This is a genomic window from Flammeovirga pacifica, from assembly GCF_000807855.2.
Taxonomy (GTDB): Bacteria; Bacteroidota; Bacteroidia; order Cytophagales; family Flammeovirgaceae; genus Flammeovirga; species Flammeovirga pacifica.
In genome coordinates this window covers 1,856,627-1,880,869 of record NZ_JRYR02000001.1, presented here as the reverse complement: position 1 = coordinate 1,880,869, position 24,243 = coordinate 1,856,627, and the positions used below count along the sequence as shown (strand labels likewise).

The following is a 24,243-nucleotide window of genomic DNA, read 5'->3' as shown; positions in this document are numbered from 1 at the left end:
TTAACTCTGTATTGATCAAATAGAAAATGCGAGTATTAAGCTTGCAAATTGAATCCTAAAATGAGTATATCATCTAATTGTTTATTATTTCCTTTCCATTGATCAAATAAATTTTCAAGATAAGCTTTCTGCTCTTCCATAGATAAATTAGAAATAGATTGAAATACCTCTAATAATTTTTTTCTCATGAATTTTTTATTTTCAGGTCCTCCAAATTGATCTTGGAAACCATCAGAATAAATATAGAATGTGTCATTTTCTTCAACAGGAATAGCATGTTTTATAAACTGGATTTGTTTGCCTTTCATAAGATTACCTCCAACATGTCTATTTACTCCTTTGTGAATTTGAGCCACTCCTTCTCTGACGATAACTAAAGGATTTTTGGCACCTGCATATTCAATTTCATTTTTCTCAGGCGGAATCACTACAATAGATGCGTCCATTCCTTCCCTAGAATGTGTGTTTTTGTTTTGATGAAGAGCTTCAGCAATGTACCTATCAATTTTCATTAAAATTTTATCAGGAGAAATTTCACCTTCAATATTGACTACTTGATTAAATAAAGTATTACCCATCATAGACATAAATGCTCCAGGAATACCATGACCTGTACAATCTAACGCTGCAATAATGATGTGTTTTTTCTTTTTACCGACCCAATAAAAATCACCAGAAACAATGTCTCTTGGTTTATATAACACAAAATAGTGATCGATGAGATTTGTAATATATGAAGGATCGGGAAGCATCGCATTTTGTATTTTCCATCCTGCTTGAATACTTTCCTCTGTTTTTTTGTTCTGATACTGTAATGAGGTTAATGCATCTTTAAGCTTGTCTGCAGCTACACTAATCTCAATATTTTGTTCAGAAATTTTGACATTTTGTTTCTCTAATTCTCTATTTGCCTTTTTCTTATTGGTGGCGATTCTAAATTGAAAAAATCCGACAGACGCAATAAATATGACTAGTAAAGCTAAGGATAATGACGCCCATTTTTGTTTTTCAATGAAGACACCTTGAAGTTCATTTTTTCTCTCAAGGAGTTCAATTTTCTCTTCTGCTTGTTTTTCAGTTTCCTCTAGAAGGTTTTTTAAATATGATCTGTCGCCTTCTAAATTATTTAATTTTGTTTTTTGTTGATCAAGATAAGTTTTTAGTAAAACTGCTGCAGCTTCTTCATCCAACTGATTAATAGAATCTAAGAAGGTATAGTGTTGTTTAAGTTCCTGTAGTGCATTTCTTAGATGTTCTAATTCTTCTTGATCAGGATTTCCGAATAATGCTAATTCTTCTTTAACGGCTCTGTTGTATTGCGATTGGGATATTTCTCCTCTATAATATCGTAATGAGTTTTTGTACGAAAGAGCATCAGCATAATTAGATTTAAAATTGAAGGGTTCATCTAAACTTCTGTATCTTTTTTTGAGATAGGTTGTATTTTTAAATTTCTCAAGAATATTTGCTGCACTAACAAAATATGTATTGGCTTTTGATAAGTTATTCTCTCTAAGGTAAACTCTTCCTAAAGTGACTTTACCAATGGCTTCTAAATAAGGTTTTTTTCTAGATTTAGAGGCTGAAACAGCACCTAATAAATAGGTTTTAGCTTTTTTTCTCTGTTTAGTAGAGTTGGTGTAATTTGCTTTTCCTAAACCCATTTCAGACATAATATAGATCTCTTTGTATTTATATTTTGTCGATATTTTTTTGGAAACACTAAAGTAAGAACCAGCTGTACTGTTTTCTCCTTTTTCTAATTCTAAAAATCCAAGGTTTAGGATAGAGATACATTCCATCTCAAAATCCATACTTAATTTAGATAAAGAACGAGCTGATTTATACAGTTCATCAGCTTTTTCATGATTGTTTTCAGCATTATAAGTAGAACCTAAATCCAGTAGAATTTCTATTGTTAAAGCATCACTTTTAATCTTTTTAGCTAGTTCTAATGCTTCTTGGTGTAATTGGATTGCCTCTTCAAAGGTAGAAAAGTTACGAAAAACAATAGCTTTAGTATTAGTAGCCTCAATGATAGCAGTATTATTTCTAAGTTTTTTTGCGATCTTAATTGCTTTATTTGCAATCGAAATAGGCATACTATGTTGATGAGGAGCATTGATTTGATACCTTAATGCTAATTGAGATAATTGAGAAACCTTATGAGGAGAGTCTTCCAATTTTTCTATTTCTTTTAAGGTGGTTTTGTCATCAATATCTAGTGCAAAACTATTAAAAGTTAAGCATAGAAAAAGATGAATTGTAATAGCTATAAATGTCTTAATTGTTGAATGCACTTTTCGATGTGTAGTTAGTAATTCTATATATTCTGTTTATATAGAACATAGATTGAGCCAATTTTTTATTAATTGATGGCCAATAGGGGAAGTGACTTCAGGATGAAATTGAACTCCATACCAAGGTTTTGATTTATGTTTCATAGCTTCATTACTACAACTTTCAGAATCAGCTAATAAAAGAAAACAAGATGGTAGCGATACACTTTCACAATGATCTTCTTCAAATTCTGAATTTTGTTCTATTTCTTCAAAAAGAGGATCAGATATTAACTGATGGATAATTTCTTTATCTCTTTTTTCCTGTGTTAATGTAACTTCTCCACCTTCTAAAAGCCCAAGCATCTGATGCCCAAAACAAATTCCAAGCACAGGTTTATTGATAGAGATTAAAGGTTGTAATGCTTTGATATAGGATGTGGGATCTTCTTTATGAAGAAGAATTGGAGCTCCGCTAATTATTATTTTATCATAGTGGTTAAAGTCTTCATCTTTAAGTTCTGAGAGAGGAATACAAGTGTTTAATAAGCCTTCCTTTTCAAGCAATGCTGTAATTTGAGGTGTTTTTATTGATCCACAATTAATAATAAGGTGTTTTGTCGAATTCATATGTTTTGTTGTTTAGTTACAAATTAAAAAAAACAGCCGTAATTATAGTTATTACGGCTGTACTCGATTAATTAGTGGATGTAATTTAGAAAAGTTTGATCAATTCTTTATCAAAATTCTTTCTGTAAACCTTTTATCTGGTAGGATTACTTCTATAAATATAATTCCGTGATGACCTTGTACTAAGTAGTGATGAGAATGTTCTGCATCGAATTCATCAATTAATTGTCCATGATAATTAAATACTCTCACTTTATAATGATCATAACTGTTGAGATTTATATTCAAATAATCACCATTTTTAATAGGGTTTGGGTAAGTAGAAACGATGTGATTCGTATCGTTATTTTTAACCATAACCGGAGTGAAGTAGGTTTTTGTTCCATCAAAATCTATTTGTACAAGTCTGTAATAGAATACTCCAAAAGCGGGATTCCAAGCATCTAGTAAATGATAATCATTTCTAATACTACTATTACCTGCACCGGTAATTCTACCTACCTCATCCCAATGTTTTTTATCTTGACTTTTCTGAACAATAAATTCCTTATTATTAATCTCTGTAGCAGTAGCCCATTTTATAAAAACATCATCCTCTACTAGTTTAGCAGAAAAATCAATTAACTCAACAGGAAGGTCTAAACTTCCTTCATAGTGAATGGCAAAAGGACTAAAACTAGAAATTGTATTAGAGACTATTGCACCACTACTAGCATCTCCTGATGCAACTCCTTCATGATCATCCCATTTTGAACCATCCCATCGAACAACTTTTAAGTTATCAGCTTCTGGAGTGTTGGTCGTTCTATCATCCCAAGTTAATGTAACAGTCACATTAGAAGAACCGTTGTCACGATCTAAAGTCCAGTACTCATTGGCATTGATGCTTTTTGTGATAGACCCTACATGTGATGTCGAATCATACCCTGCGTCATTTGGTGAAGAATAGAAATAAGTACCTGTAAATTGATCTGTAGTATTTGATGGAGCGGATATACTAATTGGCCTATATCTTATCCCATCACCAATAGGGTAAATAAAGGCATCGTCTCCCTTTTTTGTTACTTTACAATTAACATGGGCTATATTTTCAGGGTAGTAATTACTATTGTCAGTTACAGTTGCATTGTCTTCTAAAATTACTCCTACAGCATTGCTACTAGTACTGATATGTCCATATTCAAAATTTAAGCTTCCTGATATTGTCAAATTATCCTGAAGTTCTACATCCACATTATTATATATAAAGAAATGTTCAAAAGTATTACTTCCTGAGGTTAATTTGATATTGCTATTAGTAGTACCATCTACTAATAAAGAGGTTCCTGTACCTGATATAGATGCTCCACTAAAATCGGCATCATCATAGATTTCGAAATAGTTATTAGAATTATACTCAAATAGAACTAAATTTCCGCCATTAAATTTTGTTGACTGTTCTAAATGCACATCAGATGTTCCAGGGATGTTACTTAAATCTATTGTTCCAGCGTTTACAGTTAAACCGTTTATGAACAAGGTTCTATTAGAACTCCCAACTGTTGGGATAAATGAGCCTCCATTGATTATTAATGAGCTATCCATTTCAATATCTTTATCTGCAACAGGGGCAAATATGCCTTGATTAATTGTTGTTATAGCTTTTACTTTAAAGAACTTGGCATAACTAGATGTTGTAATGATGGAGTCGGTAGCAACATCAGCAGATATAGTTAAATTATAAAAAGTAGGGAATTTACTTCCGCCTGGAGACTCAGTGGCAGATTGAATGGTGGCTTTCGTAGAATTTGTAGTGGTAAATATGGTCTCACCACCAGTAATTGTCCATGTGTAACTATCAGCTTGATAGTTGCCTCCAATTGCGATTGTTCCATCAGATATGTTGACAATTTGTCTACTACTTCGTGAGCTAAATAAGAAATTTGCTCCTACATTTATTCTACCACCTGATAAAGTCATTGTTCCTTCTGCTTCATAACTTCCATCACCAGTAAAATTATAATTAACATCCAATTGCCCTCCGGTCATAGTAAAGGAACATCCGTTGTCCATAAAAAAATAATTACAATTTAATTCACCGCCTGTAATAATTTTAATATCGCCAATTATGGTTACTGTGCTTACTGTTACGTTTTCATCAATGACAAGTGTGTCACTAGCACTTGCCGAGATAACAACATCATCTAAAGTAGAGGGGACAGAATTAGTGCTCCAATTGTCTGGGTCTTGCCAATCCTGACTTTTTGTACCGTTCCAAGTAATTGTTGTTGCATTCGATAGTGATGTCACTAAAAATAGTAACATGAAAGTTAATTGGGTGATTTTCATAGTTTGGGAATACTGGTTGTAATTTTTAAAACAGATTTGAATGGTATCAGGTTCATGAAGTAATTAGTAGTTGGACTTATTAATAGTATTCTGATAATCGAAATTGGATAAATTCAATTTTACGAAGCTGTTTTAGTAGGGGTAATCCATTTGTATTTTCATATGAAATGAAAATTTATAAATAAAAAAGAGGTTGTCTCATAGCTAAATGTGACAACCTCTTGTGTTTAGGCTTTCTTTCGAATGTATTTGAAACTCTAATTATATTTTGATAGAATTTTTTATCAATTAATGTTCACTTAGAATCTTTCAATTTTTACATGACAGTAAGGCTCTTTCTTGTGTTTTATGTAATATTTTTGATGATATTCTTCCGCATCCCAAAAAGTATCAGCTTTAGTAACTTGAGTGGCTACTTTAAAACCTTTACCTTTTAATTCACCAATTAATTTATTGGCAACTTCTTTTTGTGTGGCACTGGTGTAGAATATTTCTGATCTATATTGTTTACCTACATCAGGACCTTGACGATCTACTTGTGTTGGATCATGTATTTCAAAGAATAAACGTGCTAATTCTTCGTAGGATACTTTAGATGGATCATAGGTAACTTTTAATGCTTCCGCATGACCTGTATCAGTATAACATACCTCTTTGTAAGTAGGGTTGTTTTTAGCACCTCCTGTATACCCAACGCTTGTCGCTAGAACGCCATCTAGTTCTGTAAAGAAATATTCAACTCCCCAAAAGCAACCACCTGCAAAAATGGCTTCTTCCGTTTTGACTACTGCTTTTTCTTCTTCTGGTGTGAAATTTAAAGATACTGAGTTCACACAATGTCTAACATTTTTATCAGTTATTCTTTCTCCTTCGAATACATGTCCTAAATGAGCATCACAATTAGCACATAAAATCTCAGTTCTTCGACCATCTGCATCTGTCTTTCTTTTTACGGCACCCTCGATTTCATCATCAAAAGCGGGCCATCCACAATGAGCGTCAAATTTATCTGTTGATTTGTATAATGGAGCATTACATCTTTTACAAGTATATGTACCATCTTCAAAAAATGCATCAAATTTACCTGTACCAGGACGTTCTGTCCCTTTATTTACGATGACATATTTTTCAAAATCGTTTAACTTGTTCCAAGTAGATTTATCGTTCATATTTTGAGCGTTTATTTGTATGGATATAAATAATAGTAGAGTAATAAACTTGAATATCTTTTGCATAATTTTAATGTTTTGTTGATAAGCGACTGAGCTATCGTATAGGTGTAATAATAATTTGATATTGCAATTTTAAGCAAGTCATCTAAAATGAAATGTGGTAGAGTTCACATTTGTTTATAATATGGATGATTTTAACAGAATTTTATGGTTAATAAAAGGGTATTTGATAAGTTTAAAAAATACTAGGCATAAAAAAAGCCACCTAAAATAGGTGGCTTAAAATATATTCTGTGATTATTACTCAGAAGTCAATTCAACCAATTTGAAACCTTGACCGTGAACGTTCACGATTCTTAAGTTATCATCAGGCTTTAAGAATTTTCTAAGCTTAGTAATATATACATCCATACTTCTTGAGTTGAAGTAGTTATCATCTAACCAAATTTTCTTAAGAGCTAAAGAACGGTCCATGATTTCATTTTTATGGATCGCTAATAGACGTAATAACGCAGACTCTTTAGAAGTTAAACGTTGTTCAGCTCCGTCAACATTATGCTTCAACATTTGAGCATTAAAGTCAAAAGTAAACTGTCCAACTTCAAAAATAGTTTGTTTCTCTTTTGAATCAGTTTTGCTTTTAGTTCTACGTAAAATTGAAGTAATACGAGCTAATAACTCTTCCATACTAAATGGCTTAGTGATATAGTCATCGGCACCTACTTCAAATCCTCTTAATGTATCCTCTTTCATCGACTTAGCCGTCAAGAAAAATATTGGAATATCAACATCAGATTTACGGATACGTTCTGCTAATGTAAATCCGTCCATCTTAGGCATCATTACATCAAAGATACATAAATCGTGATCGCCATCTTGGTAAGCTCTTAATGCTTCTTCCCCGTCTTGCGCACGAGTAACTTCAAAATTTTTAACTTCAAGATACTCTGTTAATAACATCCCTAAGTTAGGATCATCCTCTGCAAGTAAAATTCTCGTTTTATCCATTTTCAGATATTGGTAGTTGTATTATAAATTCACTTCCTCGGCCAAGTTCACTTTTGCATTTTATTGTGCCTTTGTGGGCTTGGACTATATTTTTTACATAACTAAGACCTAAACCGAATCCTTTTACATTATGTACATTTCCTGTAGGCACTCTGTAAAATTTATCAAAGATCTTTGAAATATGTTCTTTCGGTATTCCCTGACCAGAGTCTTTTACTCTAATCTCTAAGTTTTCCCCTTTAATCGATGCTGAAAGATCTATTTTAGGAGTCTCAGGAGAATACTTATTAGCATTATCTAACAAGTTAAAAATAATATTAGATAAATGTAACTCATCACCAGTAACTTTTGCTGAATTAGCGTCCCAGTTTAAGCTTAATTGTCCACCACGGTCTTCAATTTTAATTAAAGTGTTTTCGTAGGCGGTTTTTAATACTTTCTGCATTTCTACAGGAACCATTCTTAACTTAAGATCGCCTTTTTCGATTCGAGCAATTTGAAGTACTCTTTCGACTTGTCGGCTTAATCTTTGATTTTCATCCTTAATTACACTTAAATACCTACCTGTAATACTAGGCATCTTTTGAACATCTGGATCCAATAACGCTTCAGTAGCAAGAGCAACAGTGGATATTGGTGTCTTTAGTTCATGTGTCATGTTAGAAATAAAATCATTAGTTATTTCTGAAATACGTTTTTGCTCAATTATAGTTCTAGCTGCAAACACAAAAGTAAGAAGTGTTAACAAAATAAACCCTAAAGAAGAAAAAAGAACAAAACGCATTTTACTTATCAAAAACCTATTTTCTTCAGGAAATTGAAGGTAAAGGATATTTGATTCATCGAAGATATCTTTTGGAAACAAAGTAATAGAATACTTACTTTCTATGATCATAGCATTTCTTTCAACATTGCTACTCATAATAACAGTCTCTTTGATACCATCTTTCTGTTTTACAGCGAAATCATATTTTGTTTTGATTCCTCTGTATTCCATTTCTTGTTTTAATAGAGAATCTAATGTACCGAAGTTAACTCTATCTTGTAGCATCGTATTTTCTGATAAGATCATTTCAGAAACCACTTGATTGACCAAGTCTGTTTTTTTCATGATCAAATCCATCGCTTTGTCTAATCGCTTTTTAGCGGTAGAATCATTCGTGATGTTATTTAAAATATTATTATGTTTTCTAATGGATGAATCTCCACTAATTCCATATTTAGATTCTTCAATATCAGATAAAACGGTTTTGGTAGCCGTACCTGTTTTTTTGATGACAGCTTTTTCTTGCACTTTGTAAGCGATACCATCTTGTGCTAACTTATCAGAACTAATAGTTTGTGAAATCTTGATGTTCTGTTTATGAGTCCAATATGCTTGTTGCTTTGAGGAATCATATTTTACAACAATATCACTATTAGATACAGATATATCATCCATGTACCTTTTGGTAACAGTAAGAATTTCTTGTTGTTCTAAACGTTTTACAACACTGGTAAGTGTTTCTCCAACTTCTTGTTCAAAGTGACTTTTTCTTTCAGAAATAGCTTCTTTGATCCAATAATATTGCAAGGCAGCAAGGCCAAACATGGCGATACACATCAATGAAATGATGGTAATGAGTCGTCTTTTTGTCATATGAGATTATAAACTGATAATATCAGCTGTATCCATTTGAGATTTATAGGTAACAAAGTAGCGCTTTGTTAATAAGAATTCAACATTAACCTATTGTATTTGCTAAAACAAACACGATATAATCAACTTTTACTAAACACTATACAATGCTTAATACAAAGAAATGAAATGATTTACACTTTATTTACTATTTAACAAAACTTATTTTAAAAGTGCTTATTTATATCGCCTAACACATTGTACTTATTTTAATTTCTTAATTTTATTATAATTTTATCTGAATTATTGCTTGATATCAAAAAACGGAATTAATTAAAATTAAACAGGAACCTTAATATTATTGATTTAAGGTTTTGTTATTTATATTAAACAATTTTCACACACTTGCTTAATGATTGTAAATAACTGGTTTGTAGGTCTTTAAATGTCGTTGTTCCTGTTGTTTGAATTTGTTAGCATTTAATCAATTAAAAACACTTTAAAAGCTGTTTTCATCTTTGTATTATTGTACTACAAACAAAACGGAGAAACCAATTAACCTCCCTTATAAGCAAAAATAGCTCAGTGGAAGAGCGTGAATATTCCTAGAATAGTTCAAGGTATGGGTTCGATTCCCAATTTTGCTCTCATAGTAGAAAGTAGCAATGAGAAATAGCGAAAAAGAAGGCTTGTTTTACGAGCCTTTTTTTTATGTCTAAACAAAAAATATTTTCTTTAAAAAATTTAGAGGCTATTAAACCTGTCATGTGTCAGATTGAATAGCCTTTAATTTGTAGTGAAACTTAGCGATCACTATAATTTCCTAACATCTTCGTAAGATCCATTCGGTGTCATTAAAAGAGCAGGAAGTATATCTCCAATACGTTTTGCAGCTTCTTTAGGTGTAGGCATGTTATCAGTGCCTCTAGCTTCTTTTAACCTAGTCATGCTAGGAAAGGCTTCGTGATCAACAACATCACACAAATAATCTTGCATACCTGTGTCTATTAAACCTGGAGCTAATGCGGTATAATGAGTTTCTGGATACTCTACTGCATAAAGTTTAACGAGCATGTTTACAGCTGCCTTAGAAATAGAATAGCCGGACCATCCTTTATTACCATTGATCGATGCACCCGAAGATATGACAACAATTTGGTTGACCTTAATCTTCATTTCATACAGCGTATCAATAATGACTTTATTGGCCCATAAGTTTATATCCATAACCTCTTTCATTTCATCAATTGAGGCATCAGTAATCCCTTTTATTTCACCTAAAATACCAGCATTAAGAATGACTAATTGAAGATATTCCACATCCTTTAGAAGTTCTTTGACTTTCACCTTGATTTGATCAAAATCAGATACATCTGCTTGGATATGTTGATAGTTATCTTCGGATCCAAATTGATCAGCACTACTTCTGCTAAGTCCATAAACCTTATCTTCTTTGCCTAAGTAATAGTCTGCAAAGCCACTTCCTAGCCCTTTACTGGTTCCGGTGATAAAAATGTTACTACTCATTATTTGTTTAATTTATGTTGGATGTTTTCGTAAATCATTTCTGCGTGTACTCTAGAGTTTTCAATAAACCATGAGTTAGTTTTCATACCTCCGCAAACAACACCAGCCAAGTAAATATTTTCTTGATTGGATTCGTGTGTTTCTGTATTGTAGGCAGGGGCTTTAATATGATCGTCTGATAAATTGATGCCAATTCTTTGTAAGAAATCAAAATCGGGTTGATAACCCGTCATAGCTAATACAAAATCGTTAGGAATTCTCTTTTCTGCTTTCGTAATCAAATGCTGAATTACTATTTCTGTAGGCGTAATTTCTTTTACTTCATGTTGGAAATAAACATTGATACTGCCTTCCTTAATTCTATTCTCAATATCGGGTTTTACCCAATATTTAACTCTATCATTTATTTCTTCTTCACGAATGATGAGACTTACTTTTGCATCTTTCCTATAGGTTTCCAGAGCGGCATCAATAGCAGAATTGGCTCCACCTATTACGGCAACATTAGTAAAAGAGTAGAGGTGAGGATCGTCGTAATAGTGCTTTACTTTAGGAAGGTCTTCTCCAGGCACATGCATTAGGTTGGGAATATCATAAAAACCAGTTGCAATAGTTACCGATTTACTAAGGTATTCTCCTTTTGTAGTTTTGATACAAAAAACTCCATTGGCTGCATCTTGTTTTTCAACATTTAATACTTTTTCGAATAATTGAATGTTGAGATCCCATGTGGTCTGTACTCTACGATAATATTCTAATGCTTCACGTCGAATAGGTCGGTGGTTATGAGAGACAAAAGGGGCATTGCCAATTTCTAATTTTTCTGAGGTCGAAAAGAAAGTCATATTTACAGGGTAATGATATAATGAGTTCACTAAACATCCCTTTTCTATAATAATATAATTTAAGCCCTTTTTTTCAGCTTCAATTCCACATGCAAGTCCTATTGGTCCTCCTCCAACAATAATATTATCTAAAATCATTTTATTTTTTTAGTCTGATCACATCGATTTTGTCAATAACTTTCTGTAAGTACTCTTTATTTTCTATCATAGAAAATCCAAAGTCGTTTATAACTAAAGCTAAATCAATATGTTCGGTTTCCGTTAAGTTTTCAAATGTAGCCGTTAATTGTGCTGTTCTCCCATTTTTCATTGTGCCATACAACGATATAGAAACAGAATTAACAGTGGAATAAACCAAACGCCCACAATGCTTATAATGTTTAGCCATTGTTGGATCTGACATCAATGGAGCTTCAACAGCATTAATCCATTCTTCCTCCATATCATTCCAAAATACTTCTTTCGATCTCATATTGATGTTTTGTATCAATAAATTGTAGTCTGAAATAATACCCATAGGCAAATGTTCAGTCAATAATCCAGAATATACTTTGTGCTTTTCAGGGTTAAACTGAAAGCTATCTTTTAAAATACCTAAAGAGTCTTGGTTTAGACTATCATATAATTGAAAGACGTTTTGTCTAAAATCATTTAGATTTTCATTTTTAATACGATGCATAAACTCTTGTTCATTTTCCATAAATGGATTGTGAACATGAATGATTGCGGAAGAAATAGGGTATAATGTAGTAGTGGTGTGCATGTGGAATGTGCCTACAGCCCTTTGTACAGAGTCTAAACCGAGTCTGCTCATCAAAAAGTCTCCGTTGGCATCCGTAGCAAAATTGATGAGTCCGCTTACCACCTCTCTAAGACGAACTTTATTTTTTAATAGCTTCTTTTTGTAACTAAGGTAATCCGACCAAATTTTCATTTTATTTGAATAGGTATCGAATTTTTGAATCTCCTCCATATCTATTCTTTCCACTGGTCTTATACCTCCATTACTTACTTGTCTGGTATATTCAAGTGCATAAAGCCAATAAACAAGTCCACCTACTGTAGACAATTCATTGTCTCTCCATTTGATGATTTTACCCGAGTTATCGTTGTAAGTGAGATGAAATTTTTCAGGATTTTCCTCAATAAATTCAAGAAAATAAGAAGGAGCTTTTATTTCCTGACCCACTGCTAAAAAAGTGATTAGTTGGAAAAGTAATATGTATGAAAAAATTTTCATTCTATAATTAGGAAGTGTTGCTGTACAAAAATCCCACATCAGGATGTGGGAGGTTTAGCTACAAATAAATGTAGTATCAAGAGACTTTTCTAAAATTGTGCTATTAAATAGACATTTCAGAAAAGTCTCCCGTCAATAAATATAAGCAATTATATCAAAAAGGTTGATGTCAAAACTAAAGCTTAATTATCTTCAATGATCATCAATTTAGCAAAAGTGAGTATTAAGGTCTTTTTGCCCACAGCTTCAAAATTGATAATCGCACGTTTATCTAGTCCTTCTTCAGTGATTTTTTCTACTTTGCCATCACCAAACTTACCATGACGTACGGTTTGTCCTACCATCAAGCTTTCTGATTTTGAAGGAACAAAAGGGCGGTCATCTTTTGGTTCAACAGCTTTTCTGATAAAATTAGAAGGTTGTTGTCTCAAAGATCTGAAATTTGAAAACCCAGGAGTACTACCCGGTCCAAGATCATCCGAAATACTATTTCTTCTCATACTAATGTATTGAGGGGCAATTTCATCGATAAAGCGACTAGGGTCACAACTGATTGTTTTACCAAAGCGATAACGCTGTAATGCATAAGACATGTATAGCTTTTGTTTGGCTCTAGTTATTGCCACATAGAATAAGCGTCGTTCTTCTTCTAAGTCTTCTCTAGTCTCCAACATCATCTGAGAAGGGAATAAATTCTCTTCCATACCCACAAGGAAAACATAATCAAACTCCAAACCTTTCGACATGTGTATTGTCATTAAAGTGATGGCATCAGAAACGTCTTCTTTGTCTTGTGTAGTGATTAAAGAGATCTCTTCTAGATAAGTGGTTAAACTTTTATCTTCTTTGTTGGGATCATCAGTAAACCCTTGGATACCATTCAGTAATTCTTGAAGGTTATCGTATCTGTTTTTACCTTCTGGAGTTTTATCATCGTATAGCTCTCTTAATACACCAGAGTTTTTGGCAATAAATGAGGCAGTTTCAAAAGCATTCTTTTGTTCTGATTGCATTTGAAACACCTTGATCATATTGGCAAAGTTTTCTACTTGTGTAGCCACTCTACCACCAAAAAACTTACGGATATTGGCCACAATATCCCAAATGCCTAGCTTATTTTCTGCCGCTTTTACAAACAAGTTGTTTACGGTAGTAGCACCAATCCCTCTTTTAGGGTAGTTGATGATTCTTTTAAAAGCTTCTTCGTCCTTAGGGTTGGTTACAAATTTCAAATAAGCAATCATATCTTTTATTTCCTTTCGTTGATAAAAAGATAGACCACCAAAAATTTGTGCTTTTATTGAAAGCTTTACTAAGGCTTCCTCCAACGCTCTAGATTGAGAATTGGTTCTATATAAAATAGCGATATCTTTTGCAGGGATATGATCTTTAATCATTGCCTCTTGGATACCTTTAGCTACTGATCTTGCTTCCTCTAAATCTGTTGGCGATCGTAATACTTCGATTCTATCACCAATAGCATTTTGAGTAAACGTATTTTTTTCTAGTTGATTTTTGTTGTGAGCAATCACAGAGTTGGCTGCCTCAACAATTGTTTGAGTAGATCTGTAATTTTGCTCCAACTTAACGACTTTCAGTTCAGGATAATCTGTTTTGAAGTTAAGAATGTTTTGGATGTTGGCACCTCTAAAAGCATAAATAGATTGTGCATCATCACCTACCACACAAATGTTACGGTTTCTGGCCGCTAATTTTCTAGTGATAAAGTATTGAGTAACATTGGTATCCTGAAACTCATCTATGAGTACATACTTGAATTTGCTTTGATACTTGTTCAATACATCTAGGTGTTGTTGGAACAATACACTCGTATTGAAAAGTAAATCATCAAAATCCATAGCATTGGCTCTGAAACAACGAATGGCATATTCTTTATAAATCTCTGCTATTTTCGGACGGCCAGAAGCTTCGTCTTCAATTCTCAGATCATTATTTTGTTCGTAAGCACGCCAAGAGATCAAGTTATTTTTTGCAGATGAAATTCTTGATAGAACTACATTTGGTTTGTATAGTTTATCGTCTAATCTAAAATCTTTTACCACGCCTTTAATCACAGACTTAGCATCTTCAGAATCATAAATGGTAAAATTAGATTGATACCCTATCTTTTCTGCTTCAAAACGTAATATTCTGGCAAATACAGAGTGGAAAGTACCCATCCATAAGTTTTTAGCATCGTCTCCAACGGCATCGACAATACGTTCTTTCATTTCTCTTGAAGCCTTATTAGTAAAGGTTAATGAGAGAATATTGAAAGGTTCTACGCCATTAGCAATTAAGTGAGCAATTTTATAGGTCAATACCCTAGTTTTACCTGATCCTGCACCAGCAATGATCATCATAGGGCCGTCCATAGTGACTACAGCTTCTCGCTGAGGTGGGTTTAATCCTTCTAAATAATCCATTATATAATTCTATCCTGTCTGAATTGCTAAGTTACAATCAATTTTGTTACATTTTTATACATTTTGAATTATTGTAGATAAAAAAATACTCATTTTAAATTTTTGATGTTTTTATCCCTTTAAAAGGGTATAAACCTTTTTTTTACTAAACTGTTTAATTAACTAATAAAATGAATCAATCATAATAAAGTAAACATCAATTGAAACTGAATGAATGTTGTATTATTCTAAGAAATTGTTAGAATTATTTCAATTAAATTCTTAATCATTTTGCATTTTTAATTGATATTTAGAACTTATGACCGTGATAATTTAAGAGATTTTATTATTTCGAAAACTAAATCACTCATATATAATTAATTGTATATGTTGTTGTGATAAACAGTCTGTAATTCAATAGTTTATTACTTTAAATGAAGACTGAAGTTAAATATCAATTCAAAAACACCTAAACATGCATTGAATGTGTAATTAATTATTTTTGCTATGGATTTTACTATCAATTTTGGAGCCCGACCTATAGAAAGTGGAGATTTATTAATCTCTGAGCCTTTCATAAAAGATCAAAACTTTTCACGATCTATTATCGTGGTATGTGAACACAATGAAAATACAGGATCATTTGGTTTGATCATAAATAAACCTTCTTTAGTAACAATAGAGGAAGTAGAGAATAGACTATCAATTGATAGCCCTATTTATGTTGGTGGCCCTGTAGAACAAGATACTTTACATTATATCCATAAATTCAAAGATATTACAAATTCGATCCCTTTAAAGGATGGCTTGTATTGGGGAGGAAATTACGAAGAGATCCAAGATTTAAACGCTCAGGGTCTTTTAGATGATAACAACTGTCGTTTTTTTATGGGATATGCCGGTTGGGATGAATTTCAACTAAGAACAGAATTAAAAGAAGATTCTTGGATGGTGTCTAACATGAGATTAACTAATATATTAGATTATCCTGTAGACGATTTGTGGAAGCTAGTTCTCAACGAAATGGGAGGGAAGTATAAAGTTTTCGCAAATGCAGCAAAGAATATAAGAATGAATTAGAATTTAAGATTAAGATTACGATATTGTATAGCCTTTTACCACATGTAGAAGGCTATACTTGTTTATAAGCAAAAAATGATATTCATATAGATGATGCAAAACCCTTTATTATCACCCTTTAATACGGCTTTTGGAACAGCCCCTTTTTCAAAGATTAAGGAAGAACATTTTGTTCCAGCATTTGATGAAGCCATTAAAATTGCCAAAGAAAATATAAAAAATATTGAAGAGTCTTCTGAATCACCTTCATTCAAAAATGTGATTGTGGATTTAGAACATTGTTCTGATTTATTAGGTAAGATTAGTAGTATATTTTTTAATCTCAATTCAGCAGAAACAAATGACGAGATTCAGAAAATAGCACAAGAAGTTTCACCTAAGTTAAGTGCATTAAGAAATGATATTCTTTTAAATCAAAGAATCTTTGAAAAAGTGAAGGTGGTATATGATCAAAAAGATCAATTAAACCTTGACGTTGAAGACCTGAAGTTATTAGAAAAAACATATAGCGATTTTGCTTTAAATGGAGCAGAATTAAATGAGGAGAAAAAAGAGCAACTTAGAAATGTAGATCTTGAGTTGTCAAAACTATCTCTCACTTTTGGAGAAAATGTTTTGGCTGCAACCAATGCTTATGCAATGATTGTAGACAAGGAAGAAGACTTAAAAGGTTTACCTGAAGCAGTTAAAGAAGCAGCAGCTATATCAGCTAAAGAAAAAGGAATGGAAGGTAAATGGGTATTTACACTACAATATCCTTCTTATATTCCTTTTATGACTTACGCAGAAAATGAAAACCTACGTAAAGAACTGTTTTTTGCATTCGGTAGTCGTTGTTTTGATGGGTATGATAATGATAACCAAGAGATTGTGAAGAATTTGGTCTCGTTTAGAAATCAAAAAGCACAATTACTAGGGTTTGATAATTATGCCGATTACATTCTTGAAAAAAGAATGGCCCCTTCTCCAAGTGCTGTGGTTGAATTCTTGAACGATTTAGAACAAAAAGCAAGGCCAGCAGCAGAGGAAGAAGTAAATGACGTAATAGCTTATGCTAAAGCGAATGGAGCAACAGAAGTGAAACGTTGGGATTGGGCTTTATGGTCTGAAAAATTAAAGAAAGAACGATTTGCTATTGATGATGAAGCTTTAAAACCTTATTTCAAACTTGAAAATGTTTTAGAGGGCGTTTTTGAGGTGGCCAGCAGATTATATGATCTAAATTTTACTCCAAGAAATGATATTGAAACTTACCATGAGGATGTCATGACTTATGAGGTGACAGACAATAATGGTAGACATATTTCTGTATTTTATGCAGACTTTTTTCCAAGAGTAGGAAAAAGAGGTGGAGCATGGATGACATCATTTAGAGGGCAAAGTATTGTTGAGGGTGTAGAACAAAGACCACACGTTTCTATTGTGTGTAATTTTACAAAACCAACAGAAACAAAACCTTCTTTATTAACATTTAATGAAGTTACTACTTTATTCCACGAGTTTGGACACGCCTTACATGGTATGTTGGCTGAAGGGAAATATGAAAGCCTTACAGGAACTTCAGTTTATTGGGATTTTGTAGAGCTTCCTTCTCAGGTATTAGAAAATTGGTGTTTTGAGAGAGAAACACTTGATTTATTTGCCAAACATTATGAGACGAACGAGGCAATTCCTCAAGAAATGATTGATAAAATTAAAGCATCGTCGACCTTCTTGGAAGGGTATCAAACATTAAGGCAAGTAAGTTTCGGTTTGTTAGATATGAAGTACCATCAATTATCTGATGGAAAAATTGAAGATGTTTCATCTTTTGAAAAAGAAGCAATGAAATCGACTTCGATAGATCAATTAGGAAAAGTGGATGGCACAAATATGAGTGTAGCATTTTCACATATTTTCCAAGGTGGATATGCTGCAGGTTATTATTCTTATAAATGGGCGGAAGTTCTTGATGCAGATGCTTTCGAATTATTTAAAGAAAAAGGCATTTTTGATAAAGAAACAGCAAACAGTTTTAAAGAAAATGTGTTATCTAGAGGAGGCATAGAGGATCCAATGGAATTATACAAACGTTTCAGAGGACAGGAACCTAAGGTAGATGCTTTATTAAGAAGAGCAGGTTTATTGAAGTAGTTCCAAAAAAGTATTACCTTTGTGCTTGTTACAAAAATTGTTTAAACAAATAAGAGACTCGTCTTTTATCTAAATTATAAAGAAATATGATTCAAGTATCTGATGCAGCTGCAAAGCGTATTATTGAATTAAGAGAACAAGAAAACAGAGAAGAAGATCAAAATGTTCGTGTTTCTGTAAAAGGAGGAGGTTGTTCAGGGTTAATGTATGACTTAGCCTTTGATGCAGAAATTAAAGAAACAGATGATGTTTTTGAAGACAAGGGGGTGAAAATCTTTGTGGACAAGAAAAGCTTATTGTATCTAGTAGGTACTACCCTAGATTTCTCTGATGGTCTAAATGGAAAAGGTTTTCAATTTGTAAACCCAAATGCAAGTAGAACTTGCGGATGTGGTGAAAGCTTTTCTATTTAATCAACAAGAAAAAAATTAAGAGACTGCTTCTGTTAAAGGAGCAGTTTTTTTTATCTTTGTATATTCATGTTTAAGTTGATTCTTTAATGTGAAAGTGCAATTAAAATGAAATGAATAGCCTGTTTAACTAAATTCAGAATAAATCACAGCATCTTTTGTGTGTTTATTATTCAACTGTCCTTTCTGAAAATAATAAATTTTATCACTCTACAAGTTAATATTCGATTGTTTTACTAACGTCTAAATCCATCAATGAAATTACATCACTTTAGTTTCTGTATTTTTTTGTTTTTTCTTTTTATACAAAAAGTAAATGGACAAGATAATTTCTTAATTCATCAGGAAATACCAGATGATGTTTTGTACGTTCCAACCAAAAAGGTAAGAATGTATGATAAAAAAAATATTGAACATTTAAGTATTGAAAATATCATAAGTGATTCTTCCATTGAATTTGAATCTAATAATGAAGAAGCCCTTGTGATAACCAAAGGAGAAGATCAAGTTTTTTGGGTTAAACTAAGATTTGATAATCAACTTTTTAAAAATGATAGATGGATTTTTGAAATCCCTGATTCTCATGTTGGAGAAATTCAAGCATTCATACATGTGCCTGGGGATACCATAATGAAGATGGAAAAGGCAGGGTATTATCACACTTTTAAGTCTAGAGATTATAAACATAAAAACATCATTTTTCCTTTAGATCATCAAAATACACAAAATGCGGATGAGATTGATGTCTATTTGAGATATGACTCTCCATTTCAAAATGTGTTATTTTACAAGTTATCTAAAACGAATGCATTTTTAAGATATTCCAATACAGAATATCTTTTACTGGGGCTTAATTATGGAATATTAATATGTTTAATACTTACTGGCGTACTTTTATATCTTACAATTCAAGATAAATCATTAGGCTTTTTAATCTTTTTCTTATTCGGAAGTATCGCAGTAGGGTTAACGGAAGATAACTTAGCATCAGAATATTTATTTCATAATTACCCTTACTTAAATTTTATATTACTAAAGTATTCAGCAGCAATAAGTATGTTTTCGATTGTATTGATGGCAACACAATTCTTAGGCATACGTAAGGAGAATTTTCGCGTCTATTTATTGATTATAGGTATCGCTAGTTTAAATGCTTTATATTTCCTGGTATTTAAGTCATTAAATGATAATATCTGGAAGTTACCTACCTTTCTAATTCCTTTCTTACTCATTTTTGGATATATCTTTACGCATAGAAATCAAAAGAAAAACCAAGTTAGATATTTTCTTATTGGCTACTTGGTGATACTAACGGGGCTAGTTTTCCAGACCCTAAGAAGTTATAACATCTTTATTTCCGATAATATTTTTGTGGTGTATTCTTATAATATGGGATTACTTATCACCGGCTTATTTATGACGTTATCTCAAACGGAGCGTTATAAAATTTTAAAGGAAGAAAAAGATGAGGCACAACAAGAACTCATTAAAGATTTAAAAATTAGAGAACGTATAATAGAAGATAAAGTAGAAGAGAGAACAGAGAAAATTAAATCTCAAAGTATCATCATTGAAAATAAAAATAAGGAGTTAGGTTGGGTAAACGATGAGTTAAATAAACAAAGAATTCAGATCCAGAATCTGAACAAACAACTTAAAACCGAAAATGAAAAGTTACATGAAGATGTAGAACACTTAGAAACTGCTAGGGTTTTGATGCAAGAAGTTACTTTTGAGGAATTTGAAGGCATGTTCCCAACTGATGAAAGTTGTTATGAATACTTAGAAGAAATAAAATGGAAAAACGGATTCTCTTGTCGAAAATGTGAACATACTGACTTTGCTGTTGGAACAGGAAATAATGCTAGGAGATGTAAGAGTTGTAATTACAATGAATCTGTAACAACAGGGACTTTATTCCATCGATTACATTTTCCAATTAAAAAGGCCTTTTACATGGTATTTATAGTTTTTTCTAAAAAAGGGGATATCTCTTCCACAAAATTATCAGAGACTTTAGATATGAGGCAAAACACATGTTGGAAGTTTTCCAAGAAAATAAACGAGGCTATGCTACGTAAAAGTGAGGTGTTAGGTTCTGATGATGCCTTAAGAAAACAAGGTTGGGAGGCACTTATTTTGACCTAAACCGGTTGATATTTGTCACCTATTTCAAGAAAAATGTGTTAAAATGTATTTTTTTTAAATGATAGCTGTTTAACTTGTAGTTAGTACACTTATTTGATAAAACACTGTTAATTAGCTATTAATGACTATTTTTTTTAAATGATAATTTTTTTTCATCTAAAAAAAACGTATTTGGTAATGAAATATTAACTCTCAACCTTTGTAATGGCAAACAGCAGATGACGTCCCTGTTTTTTATCAACTAACAAGAGTTAATTAAAACTCTTTCATTAAATTTTTATTCATCGAACAAAGAACTTGAAATGAGATTATTTTTACAAGCTAGAAAAAGTCTCGCTCTTATTGTCGGAATGATAACACTTTTGTCCTTTAGTGTTTCCGCGCAAGAAAGAGTGATTACTGGTAAAGTAACAGATGCCGCTGATGGTAGTTCATTACCAGGCGTAAATGTTAAATTAGTAGATACGTCTGTAGGAACAATTACAGATCTTGATGGTAATTTTAAATTAAGTATAAATGATAGCCACAAAGAAATTCTATTCTCTTACATTGGTTATTTACCTGAAACGGTAGAAATTGGTCAAAACTCAATACTTAACATGCAGTTGACTCAGGATATTGAGCAACTTGAAGAAGTAGTAGTAGTAGGTTACCAAGTTCAAAAGAAAAGTGTTGTAACAGGTGCAATTGCTTCAGTTAAATCAGAAGATATAACTCAAGTGCCTATACAAAACGCAGCACAATCATTACAAGGTAAAACAGCCGGTGTTTTGGTCACTCCAGTATCAGGCCAACCAGGTTCTGGTATTGATATTAGAGTTCGTGGTACTGGTTCAAATGGAAATAACACTCCTTTATATGTTGTTGATGGTGTTCAACTAGATAACATCAATTTCTTGAATCCAGGAGATATCGAATCAATTGAAGTATTGAAAGATGCCGCATCTGCAGCTATTTATGGTTCAAGAGGAGCAAACGGTGTAGTACTAGTAACTACTAAGAAAGGTAAAGCAGGTAGAACTATCGTTTCTTATGATGGTTATTACGGGGTGCAGGAGCCATGGAGAAAAACACCTTTAATGAACTCTCAAGAGTACATGATGTTCCATAATGAAGGAGCTTTAAATGCAGGTCAAGGGGTGAAGTTTACGCCAGATCAAATGGCAGCTAACACTACGGACACCAATTGGCAGGATGAGATGTTCCAACAGGCACCAATCCAATCACATACGATTCAGATGTCTGGTGGTACTGAAAAATCAACTTTCATGACAAGTGTATCTTACTTTGGTCAACAAGGTATCATCGCTCCTGAAAAGTCTAATTTTGATCGTTATACAATAAGACTAAACTCTTCTCACGATATATCTAAATATTTTAAAGCGGGTACGAACTTTACCTTCTCAAGAGAAGAATCTAAAGGTATCAACGAACAAAATCAATTTGGTGGTGTACTACAAAACGCTTTATTGCATGACCCTTTAACTCCAGTATGGGAGGACAGACAAGATGTAATTGAAGCATATGATGCATATGCAGTAACTCCAGCCAATAGAAATGGAAGATATTACGCTATTTCAGATCAAACTTTGAGAGAAGTAGTTAATCCAATGGCTAGAATTGAAAATACTTATGCTGAGAATGCAGGTAATAATATTACAGGTAATGTGTATCTACAATTAACTCCCGGTATTGAAGGTCTAACATTTAGAACTGATTTAGGTGTAGTAACAGGTAGTGGATATACTAGAGGTTATGTTCCCGAAGCATATTATAATAACGTAAATCAAAGCATTGTATCATCAGTAAACCAAAACTCTACAGGTTACACAACTATACAATGGGAAAACACAGCGAATTATAAAAAGAAATTTGGAAAGCATAAATTAGATTTCCTTTTAGGTACTACAATGCGTCAATCTTATGGTAATGGATTGGGTTCAGCAAGAAATAATTTACAAATTCCTGGTTGGGATTATGCTTATGTAAGTAATGGAGCAGATGATGAAACTCAAAAAGGATATGGTTACTACTGGCAACATAGATTGTTATCATTCTTTGGATCAGTAAACTATAACTACGAAGATAAGTACATGTTAAATGTAATTGCTCGTTATGACGGTTCATCAAGATTTGGTCCTAATAATCAATATGGTTTCTTCCCTTCAGTACAAGCAGGATGGGTTGTTTCTAACGAAGACTTCATGAAAGGTGGAGAAAAATTCAACTTCTTAAAAATTAGAGCTGGTTGGGGTCAAGTAGGTAATGAAAACATTGGAGACTTCGGTTTCTTAGAATTATTCGGTGGTACACCTTCTTATCCATTCGGTGTAAACCAAACAATGCAACCTGGTTTTGCGATTACAAGAATGGCTAACCCAGATTTAAAATGGGAAACAGCACAAGAGCTTAATGTAGGTATTGATGCAGGTTTCTTTAATGATGCTTTAACTGCTACGGTGGATTTATACAACAGACAACGTATTGACTTATTAGGTACTAAACCAGTACCAGGCTTTACAGGTGTTGGTGGTCCTCTTTCTAACTTAGGTACTGTACAAAACCAAGGTATTGAAATGAGTTTAACTTACAATACTAAGATTAGAGACCTTGAAATTGGTGTAACTGCTGTGGGTGCTTACAACGATAACAAAGTAACTAAAGTAGATAATGGCGACGGTAGAATTTACGGTAACGGAATGTTCCAAACTCAAGGTCAAACAATGATGGAAGAAGGATTCGCTCTTCCTTACTTCTGGGGTTGGAAAACAGATGGAATTCTTCAGAATGCTGATGAAGCAAAAGCATACAATGAGATGTATGGAGAAAGTGCTCAGCCTGGTGATATCAGATATGTTGATATTAACGGTGATGGTGTAATTGATAATGAAGATAGAACTGATATCGGTACTCCTGTTCACTCATGGACTTACGGTTTAAATGTGAGATTAGCTTACAAAGGCATCGATTTTACAATGTTCTGGCAAGGTCAAGCAGGTGGTAAATTGATAAATGGTACACTTCGTCCAGATTTACAGCAAGATCAAAATTACCCAGCACGTTACTTAAATAGATGGACAGGTGAAGGATCAACAAACGAGTTCCCTCGTTTTACTTACCAAGATGATAACCAAAACTTCACTAGAATCAATGATATGGTTCACATTGAAGATGCTTCTTACTTAAGATTAAGAAACCTTCAAGTAGGTTACACGTTGCCAACTCACATCTCTAAAAAGGCAGGTATGTCTAACTTAAGAGTTTATGTTTCAGGAAACAACTTGTTCACTTTCACAAACTACTCTGGAATGGATCCTGAAGTAGGTCACGGTGGAGCTCTAGGCTATGGATTTGACTTCGGTTCTTATCCACAAGCAAGATCTTACTTACTTGGTTTAAATGTTACATTCTAATCAGCTG

15 protein-coding genes and 1 tRNA gene are annotated in these 24,243 nt (G+C 32.8%); 6 read left to right on the top strand and 10 right to left on the bottom strand.

What is annotated here, in order from left to right; all coding sequences use genetic code 11:
- Positions 1–35: 35 nt before the first annotated feature.
- From NH26_RS07525 to NH26_RS07500, 6 genes are all read right to left on the bottom strand, one after another.
- Complete coding sequence (locus NH26_RS07525; RefSeq protein WP_044218363.1) at positions 36–2,300, bottom strand: SpoIIE family protein phosphatase; 2,265 nt, start codon at positions 2,298–2,300, stop codon at positions 36–38.
- A 36-nt stretch (positions 2,301–2,336) separates the two neighbouring features.
- The gene (locus tag NH26_RS07520; protein ID WP_044218366.1) at positions 2,337–2,909 is read right to left on the bottom strand and encodes a glutamine amidotransferase-related protein; all 573 of its coding nucleotides are present in this window, start codon (positions 2,907–2,909) and stop codon (positions 2,337–2,339) included.
- 99 nt (positions 2,910–3,008) lie between these two features.
- Positions 3,009–5,213 carry an autotransporter outer membrane beta-barrel domain-containing protein gene (locus NH26_RS07515; protein ID WP_158021898.1) on the bottom strand — a complete coding sequence of 735 codons (2,205 nt, stop codon included), beginning with the start codon at positions 5,211–5,213 and terminating at the stop codon, positions 3,009–3,011.
- Between the two features lie 323 nt (positions 5,214–5,536).
- Positions 5,537–6,472, bottom strand: a complete 936-nt coding sequence (locus NH26_RS07510) for a bifunctional methionine sulfoxide reductase B/A protein (RefSeq protein WP_174549707.1) — start codon at positions 6,470–6,472, stop codon at positions 5,537–5,539.
- A gap of 237 nt (positions 6,473–6,709) precedes the next feature.
- A complete protein-coding gene (locus NH26_RS07505; RefSeq protein WP_044218371.1) occupies positions 6,710–7,417 on the bottom strand; it encodes a response regulator transcription factor in 708 nt (235 codons plus the stop codon).
- Positions 7,410–9,056, bottom strand: coding sequence for a sensor histidine kinase (locus NH26_RS07500; protein WP_084812091.1), 1,647 nt, complete (start codon positions 9,054–9,056; stop codon positions 7,410–7,412). The genes NH26_RS07505 and NH26_RS07500 overlap by 8 nt, the downstream gene beginning before the upstream one ends.
- Positions 9,057–9,604: 548 nt before the next feature.
- Between NH26_RS07500 and NH26_RS25385 the strand changes: the two genes are divergently transcribed.
- Positions 9,605–9,680: transfer RNA gene (locus NH26_RS25385), tRNA-OTHER, on the top strand.
- A 168-nt stretch (positions 9,681–9,848) separates the two neighbouring features.
- On the opposite strand, the gene NH26_RS07495 is transcribed toward NH26_RS25385, so the two are convergent.
- From NH26_RS07495 to NH26_RS07480, 4 genes are all read right to left on the bottom strand, one after another.
- Positions 9,849–10,562 (bottom strand): SDR family NAD(P)-dependent oxidoreductase, encoded by a 714-nt coding sequence (locus tag NH26_RS07495; protein ID WP_044218374.1) that lies wholly within the window; start codon positions 10,560–10,562, stop codon positions 9,849–9,851.
- The gene (locus NH26_RS07490; RefSeq protein WP_044218376.1) at positions 10,562–11,545 is read right to left on the bottom strand and encodes a YpdA family putative bacillithiol disulfide reductase; all 984 of its coding nucleotides are present in this window, start codon (positions 11,543–11,545) and stop codon (positions 10,562–10,564) included. Before NH26_RS07490 ends, NH26_RS07495 begins: the two co-directional genes overlap by 1 nt.
- A 1-nt stretch (position 11,546) precedes the next feature.
- Positions 11,547–12,647 carry a hypothetical protein gene (locus NH26_RS07485; RefSeq protein WP_139262932.1) on the bottom strand — a complete coding sequence of 367 codons (1,101 nt, stop codon included), beginning with the start codon at positions 12,645–12,647 and terminating at the stop codon, positions 11,547–11,549.
- Positions 12,648–12,829: 182 nt separating this feature from the next.
- A complete protein-coding gene (locus NH26_RS07480) occupies positions 12,830–15,073 on the bottom strand; it encodes an ATP-dependent helicase (protein WP_044218382.1) in 2,244 nt (747 codons plus the stop codon).
- A gap of 486 nt (positions 15,074–15,559) precedes the next feature.
- Here NH26_RS07480 and NH26_RS07475 point away from each other — a divergent pair, with 486 nt between their 5' ends.
- From NH26_RS07475 to NH26_RS07455, 5 genes are all read left to right on the top strand, one after another.
- Positions 15,560–16,132, top strand: a complete 573-nt coding sequence (locus NH26_RS07475; protein WP_044218385.1) for a YqgE/AlgH family protein — start codon at positions 15,560–15,562, stop codon at positions 16,130–16,132.
- A 93-nt stretch (positions 16,133–16,225) separates the two neighbouring features.
- Positions 16,226–18,265 carry a M3 family metallopeptidase gene (locus NH26_RS07470; RefSeq protein ID WP_044218387.1) on the top strand — a complete coding sequence of 680 codons (2,040 nt, stop codon included), beginning with the start codon at positions 16,226–16,228 and terminating at the stop codon, positions 18,263–18,265.
- A gap of 86 nt (positions 18,266–18,351) precedes the next feature.
- Positions 18,352–18,678: a HesB/IscA family protein gene (locus tag NH26_RS07465; protein WP_044218394.1), complete on the top strand. Its 327-nt coding sequence runs from the start codon at positions 18,352–18,354 to the stop codon at positions 18,676–18,678.
- Positions 18,679–18,930: 252 nt separating this feature from the next.
- Positions 18,931–20,823 carry a 7TM diverse intracellular signaling domain-containing protein gene (locus NH26_RS07460; protein WP_044218399.1) on the top strand — a complete coding sequence of 631 codons (1,893 nt, stop codon included), beginning with the start codon at positions 18,931–18,933 and terminating at the stop codon, positions 20,821–20,823.
- Between the two features lie 302 nt (positions 20,824–21,125).
- A complete protein-coding gene (locus NH26_RS07455) occupies positions 21,126–24,236 on the top strand; it encodes a SusC/RagA family TonB-linked outer membrane protein (RefSeq protein WP_071397113.1) in 3,111 nt (1,036 codons plus the stop codon).
- The last annotated feature ends 7 nt before the right edge of the window (positions 24,237–24,243 follow it).